2 protein-coding genes are annotated in these 898 nt (G+C 59.4%); both read right to left on the bottom strand.

Translation table 11 applies throughout. The annotated features are described in order from the left end of the window. Positions 1-40 precede the first annotated feature (40 nt). Positions 41-256: an MbeD family mobilization/exclusion protein gene (locus tag ACWGN5_RS41875; RefSeq protein ID WP_044704874.1), complete on the bottom strand. Its 216-nt coding sequence runs from the start codon at positions 254-256 to the stop codon at positions 41-43. Positions 257-262: 6 nt separating this feature from the next. Further along, complete coding sequence (locus ACWGN5_RS41870; RefSeq protein WP_063844470.1) at positions 263-754, bottom strand: MbeB family mobilization protein; 492 nt, start codon at positions 752-754, stop codon at positions 263-265. Positions 755-898: the final 144 nt, after the last annotated feature.

Genomic DNA, 898 nt, shown 5'->3' with positions numbered 1-898 from the left:
CAGAGATACTCATTCTCCCCCTGCCGGAACTCGGTGGCATTCAGTTCCCGGACAAGCGGCGCAGCTGCTCGCTTAAACTCAGCACCTGCGTGCTCAAGTCCGACACGCGCTCGTTCAGCACCGCGTTCTCCCGTTGCATAAGCCCAGACATCTTCTGCCATTCCGCGAAGGCGCTCTCCCATTCGTCCAGCCTTTGCGAGTAGTCCTGATGTAGCTGCTCTAATGCGGTCAGCAACTGCTTTTCCAGCTCTGTCATTTTCCGCTACTCCTGTTTCAGGCGGATCCAGGTCGTCCCGTCGTAGGGGATGGCTTCGGCTTGCATCCCCGGCGGCAGGATAAGGAACCTCCGGCCGTCGCTGCTCTCCTGATAGCGCACTCCCCACGTCCGGGCAGTCATTTTCGCCAGGGTATCTTCCTGCTGACGAAGATGTGTGTAATTGTCGGTTATCTGCTGCCCCTGCCACCACAGAATGCTCCCGCTCGTGGCGATCAGCAGCGCTGACACCATCAGGATGGTGAGCCATGCCCTCCCGGCTGTCAGCAGCACGCTCCGCCGGTTTTTCTCCATCGCCTCGCTCATACTCTGTTCGTGGGCGCTGATGGCGTCGCTGATTCTCCTCGCGCTTGCGCTCAGTTCCGCTCTGACAGACTGCTCGTGCTCGCTGAATGCGGCTTTCAGCATCTCGCCGGTACTCTGCTGCTGCGCTTTCGATTTCTGCTCCAAGTCCTTCGCCAGCGTTAAAAGACTGCTCATAGATGGCTCCCTTCAGTCGGATGTTTCGCCCCCCGTCCGGGTCGGCAATGCTGATGCTGCTTTTCGTGCTGCGCACCACCTCAAAACCTGCGCTTTCCAGCGCCTCAGTGACGTCCTGACGGGTTTTCAGCTCCCCGGATGAGG

This window comes from Streptomyces sp. NPDC055815 (genome assembly GCF_053616475.1).
Note: the sequence above shows the minus strand (reverse complement) of the source record. Positions and strands in the feature narration are given on the sequence as shown.